This is a genomic window from Desulfonatronovibrio magnus, assembly GCF_000934755.1.
GTDB classification, from domain to species: Bacteria; Desulfobacterota; Desulfovibrionia; order Desulfovibrionales; family Desulfonatronovibrionaceae; genus Desulfonatronovibrio; species Desulfonatronovibrio magnus.
Genome location: NZ_JYNP01000107.1, coordinates 1 through 8,853, shown reverse-complemented (window position 1 = coordinate 8,853; position 8,853 = coordinate 1). Strand labels below are relative to the sequence as shown.

Annotated in this window: 7 protein-coding genes; 6 read left to right on the top strand and 1 reads right to left on the bottom strand. The window is 44.5% G+C overall.

Annotated elements, in window-relative coordinates:
- Positions 1 to 414 precede the first annotated feature (414 nt).
- A complete protein-coding gene (locus tag LZ23_RS10645) occupies positions 415 to 2,148 on the bottom strand; it encodes a histone deacetylase family protein (protein ID WP_045214026.1) in 1,734 nt (577 codons plus the stop codon).
- A gap of 346 nt (positions 2,149 to 2,494) precedes the next feature.
- On the opposite strand from LZ23_RS10645, the gene LZ23_RS22590 reads away from it, so the two are divergent.
- From LZ23_RS22590 to LZ23_RS10615, 6 genes are all read left to right on the top strand, one after another.
- Positions 2,495 to 2,779 (top strand): hypothetical protein, encoded by a 285-nt coding sequence (locus tag LZ23_RS22590; RefSeq protein ID WP_198145965.1) that lies wholly within the window; start codon positions 2,495 to 2,497, stop codon positions 2,777 to 2,779.
- 3 nt (positions 2,780 to 2,782) lie between these two features.
- The gene (locus tag LZ23_RS10635; protein WP_052507308.1) at positions 2,783 to 3,757 is read left to right on the top strand and encodes a sigma-54 interaction domain-containing protein; all 975 of its coding nucleotides are present in this window, start codon (positions 2,783 to 2,785) and stop codon (positions 3,755 to 3,757) included.
- A 926-nt stretch (positions 3,758 to 4,683) separates the two neighbouring features.
- Positions 4,684 to 6,003 carry a KamA family radical SAM protein gene (locus tag LZ23_RS10630; RefSeq protein WP_052507307.1) on the top strand — a complete coding sequence of 440 codons (1,320 nt, stop codon included), beginning with the start codon at positions 4,684 to 4,686 and terminating at the stop codon, positions 6,001 to 6,003.
- On the top strand, positions 6,000 to 7,016 hold the full coding sequence (locus LZ23_RS10625; RefSeq protein WP_045214022.1) for a D-alanine--D-alanine ligase family protein: 1,017 nt from the start codon (positions 6,000 to 6,002) through the stop codon (positions 7,014 to 7,016). The genes LZ23_RS10630 and LZ23_RS10625 overlap by 4 nt, the downstream gene beginning before the upstream one ends.
- Complete coding sequence (locus LZ23_RS10620) at positions 7,013 to 8,035, top strand: D-alanine--D-alanine ligase family protein (RefSeq protein ID WP_052507306.1); 1,023 nt, start codon at positions 7,013 to 7,015, stop codon at positions 8,033 to 8,035. The genes LZ23_RS10625 and LZ23_RS10620 overlap by 4 nt, the downstream gene beginning before the upstream one ends.
- The gene (locus LZ23_RS10615; RefSeq protein ID WP_045214020.1) at positions 8,032 to 8,520 is read left to right on the top strand and encodes a GNAT family N-acetyltransferase; all 489 of its coding nucleotides are present in this window, start codon (positions 8,032 to 8,034) and stop codon (positions 8,518 to 8,520) included. The genes LZ23_RS10620 and LZ23_RS10615 overlap by 4 nt, the downstream gene beginning before the upstream one ends.
- Positions 8,521 to 8,853 lie beyond the last annotated feature (333 nt).

Genomic DNA, 8,853 nt, shown 5'->3' with positions numbered 1-8,853 from the left:
CTTTTCTGGCAAATGTGCATCAATCATAAGCAAAAATCGAAAAATATGAAAATTATAACCGTTTGATTTTATTAGCAAAACGATTATAGTTACTTAGAAGCTCCTCACACGGGCGGACCGGGACCGAACTTGTGAGTAACTAAAAAATCAGCTTTAACACGAGATTGCTTCGCTTCGCTCGCAATGACACCTGAGTTGTCAGGGATGTGGTTACTCAAAACCTGTCATTGCGAGGGAGCCTAAGCGACCGAAGCAATCTGTATGGTAAAACCATAATGACCTGAATTTATTGCAGATATGATTCCAGTTACTTGTAAGAAGAGGAACCATGAACTGTGAACGTCAAGGTTCAAGCATGGCATTTTCTACGGCATGTTGAACAGTTGTTATGAAATATGCATTGGCTTTGAACGGTTAATGGTTTGTTGTCAGACCTTGAAAAAAATGTCTGGCATTGACCCCGAGTGAGCGTACTTTATATCCTCCTTCCTGGACAACAAGAGTTGGCAATGTAAGAGATGCAAGCAAAGAACCGTTGTTTAGAAAATCTGAGGCTTTTAGAGACCATGAGCCAGTGGGATCACCTTTGGCTGTGTCCAGGCCCAGAGCAATTACCAGAAAGGCTGGTTTGAATCTGTTGATTTTGCGTACGGCCCGTTCCAGAGCAGACAGGTATTTGTGACCGTCCATATCCTGAGGAAGGGGATAGTTCACATTAAATCCAAAACCTTTTCCAGTCCCTTTTTCCTGGGAATAGCCGCTGAAATAGGGATAAGTGAATCTTGGCTGACCATGCAGGGATATAGTCAGAACATCGCAGCGTTCATAAAAAATATCCTGGGTCCCATTACCATGATGATAATCTACGTCGATTACAGCCACTTTTCCATGTCGGCTCAGATAGTTGGCGGCAATGGCCGTGGAATTAAAATAGCAGAAGCCTCCGAAAACCTTACGTTCAGCATGATGGCCAGGGGGCCTGACCAGAGCATAGGCCAGGCGATGCCCCTTTAAAAGACTGTTTGCAGCGGTCAAAGCAGCATCCACGGCTCTTCTCGCAGCGAGGTAAGCGTTACTGTTGATGGGAGTAAAGGTATCAATACAGAAATATCCCGCCCTGACAGGAAGCTCTTTGGGTGGCCTGGCAGCATTGCGAACTGGAAAGACGTATGGATAAACAGATTGCCCAGGCTTAAGCCCAGAGCATACATTTTTTAGATAAGTAACGAGTTTTTTATCATGAACTGCCAGGATATGATCTTTTGAATGCCGGACTAAATTAATTTTTTCAAACAGTCCTGTTTTATTCAGTTCATCCAGAATTGATGAAATCCTTACTGGGGACTGCACGTATCCACGTTCATGGACATGATGAATCTCGTGCTTGTCATTGACACAAAGGGCGATAACTTTGTCTACGTATATTGATCGTACCTGATTTTTTTCGAACTTTTTTCCGGTATATTTGGGTTTTCGAAGCTTTATGGGATCATCTCGGAAAGACTCTGTGACCATGTCAATATATTCCGGCGGGCATTTATGGCCATACCTGCGCTCAAGAATGGCCCTGACAATAAGTCTCACTTTATCCCGGCCCAGGACAGGCTCCCTGTCCAGAGGGTCAAGTACAAGATAGGGTGGACAATCGTCCTTAAGTGTCAGTGGTGTTTCATAGGCAGTTCCGGTTATAGGCCTGGCTCCAAAACGTTCATAAAATTTAAGTCTGGAACGATTCTGGGAGATAATCTTTTTATCAGTGCATATTTTTTCATCATCAGGCAGGCATTCAAAAAAAATACCCTGCATATTCAGGGAGATTGCCTCTTCCCTGATACGCAGGTAAAGAGCTCCACCAATTCCTCCCCCTGTTTTTTTGCCAGCGGTTGAAATATAATCCAGATAACCGAAATCAAGATCAGGTGCATGCATCAGTACTGCAAAGCCCTTGAGATTTCCATTGCTACCCTCTGCCACAAAAAGTATGCTTCGGAAGCGGTGTTTTAAGGGGTTTTTCAATTGTGAGGGAAGAAGGCCTGAATCTTTCTCTGTGATCAGTGGAAACTGTTCCTTGAGGATTTCCCTGACCCGGACCAATATTTCTTTGTCTCTTGACAAAGTATCGTCATAGATGCGGCGTATTCTGAACATTTTTGGATCCATTCTGGTTAACAAAAGCTTCTGGATATTTTAAACATCTGGTATCTGTTCACGATGCTGTAAGGACAGCTAAGCCTTTGTTAAAAGTGGTGCCTGCTTCCAGCAGGCCTTCTTTAAAAAACAGCCGGCAGGATGCCGGCTCCACTTACAATTGCCATAACGACCAACATATTGGTTTGAAATTTTCAATAAGCGCCTGACAGCACTTATCCAGTGAAAAAAAATCCATTGCCTACTTGCTTGGGGCTGAGTATGTCGACAGGTATTACGAAAGTGGTCATGTTACGAAATTTTTTTGGGGCATTATTGCTCAAAACTTTTATAGGCTGGGGGTTTGATGGATATTATCAGCTACTTTGATATGCAGGTTTACCGGCAATCCTCCAGAAAGAAGCTGCAGGCTCGCCGGGAAAGCAGGCGCATCCGGCATGAACACGCCTGGATTGTTGCGCGCAAGGCTGCATCTCTGTTAAGAGAGCACTTTGCAGCTTCTCGTATTGTAGTGTTCGATTCCCTGTTGCACCCCCAGAGCCTGCCGTTCTCATCGTTTACGATCAGCCTGCCAGGGCTCAGGCCCTTGCCAGTCTGCTGGGGTATGACTAACCATGGAGATAATGCATAAACCGTGCTAATTGAAACCAAATCTCCTTTGATGCTTGAAGTTTTTCAGAAAGCAGATCTGGTGGCTTCAACCCAGACAACTGTCCTTCTCACAGGTGAGACAGGTGTGGGCAAAAGTACTCTGGCCAGGCACATCCACCTTTGTTCCGGCAACCGAGACAAACCTTTCGCGGCCATTAACTGCGGGGCTATCCCTGAAAATCTTATTGAGAGCGAACTTTTTGGCCATGAAAAAGGTGCCTTCACCGGAGCGATTTCGCGCAAAACCGGCAGGTTTGAACTGGCCGACAAAGGAACAATTTTTCTGGATGAAGTTGGTACATTAAGTCTCTCAGCCCAGGTTAAACTTTTGTATTTCCTTCAGGACAGGATATTTCAGCGCGTAGGAGGAACAAGGGACATCCATGTAACAGTGAGAATTATTGCAGCCACCAATGCTGATCTTCGGTCATTATGCTCCAGAGGTCAGTTTAGACAGGACCTTATGTACAGACTGAACGTTTTTCCCATAGAGATCCCTCCCTTAAGAGACAGAGTAGAAGATATCCCGCTCATAGCCGGAAATATATTGTCAAGACTCAAGCAGGTCCTGCCCAGAAAGGTTGAAGCCATCAGTAAGGAGGTACTTGAAGCTTTTGAAAAATACTCCTGGCCTGGAAATGTCAGGGAATTGGAAAACCTGGTGGAAAGAGCCCTTATCCTGGAAAACTCCAGTCTGCTGACTCCCATGAGCTTTCCACCCCAGCTTTTTGTCCACCAGCCAGGCTGTGGAAGTGATCTGATTAATATTAACCTGCCACTATCTCAGGTCAGAAAAGTTCATATGGAAGCCATAGAAAAACAGTATCTTCAGCAAATGCTCATAAAAAACAAAGGTAAAATCAAAGATTCAGCACAGCAGGCCGGAATTGGAGAAAGACAGTTGAATAAGCTTATGAGCAAGTACGGCTTAAATAAAAATGACTTCAAAAATCGCTGATATCTGCTTGCCTGAGGCTTGACCCGAGTGCCGGAATCCATTTTCTCACTGCCGTTGACAACAAATCCCAGTCCGCCCGTGGAGAGCTCTTTTAACTCTCAAGAGGGGAGCATTACGCTTTTTTGAAAAGTTAATTGGTGACAGTCCCCGTGCCATGCTGTCAGAATCAGTTTTTAACACTAAAAAAGTTATGGCATGCAACTGAAATATCTTGAGAGTCAAAAGTTCCTCCAGTCATGCCGGACTTGATCCGGCATCCAGTCTTTTATCCTATTGAAAAGACACTGGATTCCGGCTTTCGACGGAATGACGAAAAGGTAGAATCATGGTAAATGAATTCAAATGGTTAAAAGCACTTTTGACTGTTAAGTCAAATATAAAATTTTCAGAAACGAGTAATGCTCCCCTTTCAAGATTAAACCGGAATCTTCAGTTCTGCATTATCTGTGACCGGAATTATGCATTCCGTTTTTTTATCCATGATAACGCTTAGTTATCCGTGATCCAGTCTCTACTTCTTTTCACCTCTATTACTTTCCCTTGATTCAGACTCAACTGCAAAAGGTCAAAGACTTAACGCTAAAGCGACATTTTATGTAAATAATTGCCTTGGCCCCTGGGGACAGGCATTTTTGCCGACATCAAACCGCTTAATTGCCGTACTGTCCTGCGATAAAATAGCCAGTCCCCCCTCCGGACTGTATGCCTCCGGGCAGGAAGCCGTGCCACATGCAAAGCGCTAAACAGATACCCAAAATTTATTTTGGCCAGGCGCACTTGATTCACCGGAATCTTCGGTTCTGATATTTTGCTGTCATTATTTGCAACTGCCTGAATTAATTATCAATAATTTTGGCATGCTGTTTGTTTATTTATAACTGCTGACAAGTCATCCATCCAAAATCACAACCATAAAGGAATAAGATATGAAACAACAAGAGCTGGTTGAAATTGAGCCTGAACCTCCTTCTACTTTTGCTGCAGGCCCGGATAATTCTTTTTTGTCAAATTTGCCTGAAAACATTGCGGTTTCAGATTCATTTTTTTCTTATACTGAAAAACATTATAGTCCGGAACTGGTTTCAGATTTCAGGGAGAAACATTTTCCAGGGGTGTCTCTTAAAGACTGGAACAACTGGAGATGGCAGATCAAAAACAGGATTTGCCGGGCAAAGAATCTTGAGAAATATCTCAAACTGTCGCCTGCTGAAAAAGCAGCCGCTGCTGTGGAAAATCTTCTGCCCCTTTCAGTCACTCCATATTACATGAGTCTGGTTCACCAGACAGACAGCAGTGATCCTGTCCGAAAGTGCGTTATCCCCAATGCAATGGAATTGATCAAAGGCCCCGGTGAAGAGGATGATCCCTTACACGAAGACCGAGACAGTCCTGTGCCTGGCATTATTCACAGGTACCCCGACCGGGTGCTTTTTCTAAGCACAGGTTTCTGCTCCACTTATTGTCGCTATTGCACAAGGTCACGAATTGTTGGTCAGCGAGGAGTGTACGGCATTGAAAGATGGAAACAGGGAGTGGACTATGTCCGGCATAACCCTCAGGTAAGGGACGTGCTTATATCCGGAGGAGATCCCCTGACCATGAATGATAATCAAATAGAGTATCTCCTCAAAAGTCTGAGGCAGATCAGGCATGTGGAAATCATCAGAATCGGTACAAAAGTTCCGGCTGTTCTTCCCCAGAGAATAACTAAAAATCTGTGCGCCATGCTAAAAAAATACCATCCCCTTTACATGAGTCTTCATTTCACTCATCCGCGGGAATTGACAAATGAATCCATGAAGGGCTGTTTCAGACTTGCACAGGCAGGCATTCCCCTGGGTGCTCAGACTGTCCTTCTCAAAGGCGTAAACGATGAACCGGAAATCATGAAAAGGTTGAATAACAGGCTTCTTCAGGCCAGGGTGCGTCCTTACTATCTTTATCAATGCGATCCGGTTCCAGGGTCAGGTCATTTCAGAACCACAATAAAAAAAGGCCTGGATATTATTCAGGGGCTTAGAGGTCATACATCGGGTTATGCCGTACCACAGTACGTTATTGATCTGCCTGGGGGAGGGGGAAAAACACCTGTTTTGCCCGGTTATTATCAGAACCGCAGTGAATATGGACATGTGTTTAAAAATTTCGAAAACAAAGTATTTTTCTATCCTGAGCTATCTGCTGGCAATGATTTTATCAATCTTAACCTGATCAGCGCAGACAGCGCTGCCGGAGGCAGACAATGAAAATGGGAATGACTTATGATTTGCGCCAGGACTATCTCAAACAGGGCCTGAGCATGGAGCAGACAGCTGAACTTGACAAGCCTGAAACCATTGAAGCCATAGAAATGGTACTAAACTCTCTTGGATTTGAGGTGGAAAAGATAGGCAATGCCGCGGAACTTTGCCGCTTATTAACCGAGGGAGTCAGGTGGGACATGGTCTTTAATATATGTGAAGGAATATTCGGCCCTGGCCGGGAATCCCTTGTTCCGTGCCTGCTGGATTATCACCGGATACCTTACGTTTTTTCAGATCCAGCTGTTATGGCCGTATGCCTGCACAAAGGGCTCTGCAAGCGGACAGTCAGAGATATGGGGCTTCCAACTGGCTGGTTTCATGTAATCTGGTCCATGAGTGAGCTCAAAAAGATTACCATGAACTTTCCAGCCTTTGTTAAACCGGTTTCCGAGGGGACGGGAAAAGGTATATCTCAAAAATCCCTGGTCGGTAATATAAATGAACTTGGAGAAATGAGCAGGGATCTTCTGTCCCGTTACAATCAGCCCTTGATCGTGGAAGAATATCTGCCTGGAAAGGAAGTTACCGTAGGAATTGTGGGGTCAAAAGATCAGTCCAGGGCCATTGGGGTCATGGAGGTAATTATGGGTAATGAAAAAATTTATTCATATGAGGTCAAGGAAAATTATGAGCACCAGGTACAATACGCACTGGTTCAGGGAGAACTCAAACACCAGGCCATAGATCTTGCCCTTAAAGTCTGGCAGGGGCTTGGCTGCTTAGACGGGGGCAGAGTGGACCTGAGACAGGATAAGTATGGCCGCATGACGTTCATGGAAATTAATCCACTGGCAGGTCTCAACCCCATACATTCTGACTTGCCCATACTGTGCAGACTGGCCGGCTGGAGCTTTGAGAGACTGTTAAATGAGATAACCATGTCCGCATTAGCGAGGTATGGTCTGGAAATACCAGCAAAAGCCAGGCTATTGCCTGCAGATCAGGTAAGTTCATGAGCAGTCCTCATCAAACGGATTCGGGTACGCATATAGTTGTGCTGACCTCATCCTTTGCTTCAAAGGTTAGAAAAGACCAGCAGGACAATCTGGTCCAGGTGCGGTTGGTCGTAGATCTCTTAACCAGTCTCGGATTTGAGGTCAGCATAGTCTCAGCTACCTTAGACATGGAAAGTCTAAGCAGACAGCTTTACATGCTCAGGCCGGATCTGGTCTTTAATCTGGTAGAAGAAGTACAGGGTAGAGGTGCCTTTATCCATTTTCCCCTCGCTGTGCTTGAAAGTATGAATATTCCATATACTGGCAACAGCCATTCATCCATGGTCATGACTTCTTCTAAAATTCTGGCCAAAAAAATTATGCTGGCCCATGATATCCTGACCCCATCCTGGCTGACCCCTTCAAATCTTAATGACAAAAGAACCATTCAAGGCAGACATCTTGTTAAATCCGTATGGGAACATGGATCTCTAAGCCTGAGTAAAACAAGCGTTGTCAGAGAGTTTTGCCCTCGGAAAATACGTACAAAAATAAAAAAACTGCAGCAAAAATACGGTGGTGATTGGTTTGTGGAAACTTATATTCCCGGCCGGGAACTCAATGTTTCCATGTTGGAAACCAGCCATGGCCCTGAGATCCTTCCTGTGGCCGAGATAATCTTTGATGGAATGCCCTGCGGGTTGCCCAGGATTGTTGACTACCAGGCCAAGTGGGATGAAAAATCAGCTTCAGCGAGGGGCACAAGAAGGGAGTTTGTTTCTGAGGCAGGGCAAGACAATATTGTGATAATGGTAAAAAATATTGCCATAAAATGCTGGGAAATTTTTGAGTTGTCAGGATACGCAAGAGTGGATTTCAGAGTGGATCCGGAAAATATTCCATTTGTCCTGGAGATCAATACTAATCCGTGTCTGTCTCTCGATGCAGGCTTTATGGCCTCAGCCTGCGAAGCCGGAATGAAGCCTGTTCAGGTCATAAACTCAATTGTCCAGACAGGATTTACAAGGTACAGCCATTGAAAGCCTTTGACTTTGATGAACGTCTTGATGCCTCAAGTCAGTATGAGATAGAAAGCATTTTGGCTTCTACCGGTGTTTTCAGCAGCCAGGAAATTGAGATGGCTGTTGAGCTTGTAAGGGAAAACTTAGAAAAGGGAAGCCAAGGATCAGGTTATTTTTTTCTCCTGGCAAGGGATGAATCAGACAAGATGGCGGGATTTACCTGTTTTGGACTGATCCCTTGTACTATTTACAGCTATGATCTGTATTGGATAGCGGTACGCAGTGATTGCCAGGGTATGGGACTTGGCAGAAGGCTCTGCTTGCTGACAGAAGCACAGGTAAAAAAACGCGGGGGTAAGAAAATATATGCTGAAACATCAGGTCGAAAAGACTATGCCTTAACCAGGAATTTTTATCTAAAAATGGGGTTTCAAGAGCTTGGCAGGCTTGAAGATTACTACGCTCCAGGCGATGATAAAGTGATTTATGGAAAAGATATTTGATGGCTTGTATTTGTTTAGTGCTTACAAGTAACTATAATCGTTTTTGTAATAAAATCAGACGGTTATAATTTTCACAATTTTTATAATTTTTACATATGATTGATTCTCAATTTCCTGAAAAGTTCCTTCAAAGATGGGAACTTTGCGCCTGGCACAGCTTCCTGCCCGGAGGCTTACAGCCCGGAGGGGGACTGTCCCTCGCTGTGTAGATTTTTTCATCAAAGCAGATTTCTTCCAGAAACCAATGCAGCATCAATCTTTTTTATAGTACCTCGCGGGGACTGTCCCAATTTCCAAATATGGGACTGTTCTTCAAGGTGGAGGCGGCTTCCA

Bases quoted from the DNA above. Each gene is read 5' to 3' on its own strand.
- LZ23_RS10645 (WP_045214026.1), bottom strand. From the start codon at position 2,148: ATGTTCAGAATACGCCGCATCTATGACGATACTTTGTCAAGAGACAAA.
- LZ23_RS22590 (WP_198145965.1), top strand. From the start codon at position 2,495: ATGGATATTATCAGCTACTTTGATATGCAGGTTTACCGGCAATCCTCC.
- LZ23_RS10630 (WP_052507307.1), top strand. From the start codon at position 4,684: ATGAAACAACAAGAGCTGGTTGAAATTGAGCCTGAACCTCCTTCTACT.
- LZ23_RS10625 (WP_045214022.1), top strand. From the start codon at position 6,000: ATGAAAATGGGAATGACTTATGATTTGCGCCAGGACTATCTCAAACAG.
- LZ23_RS10620 (WP_052507306.1), top strand. From the start codon at position 7,013: ATGAGCAGTCCTCATCAAACGGATTCGGGTACGCATATAGTTGTGCTG.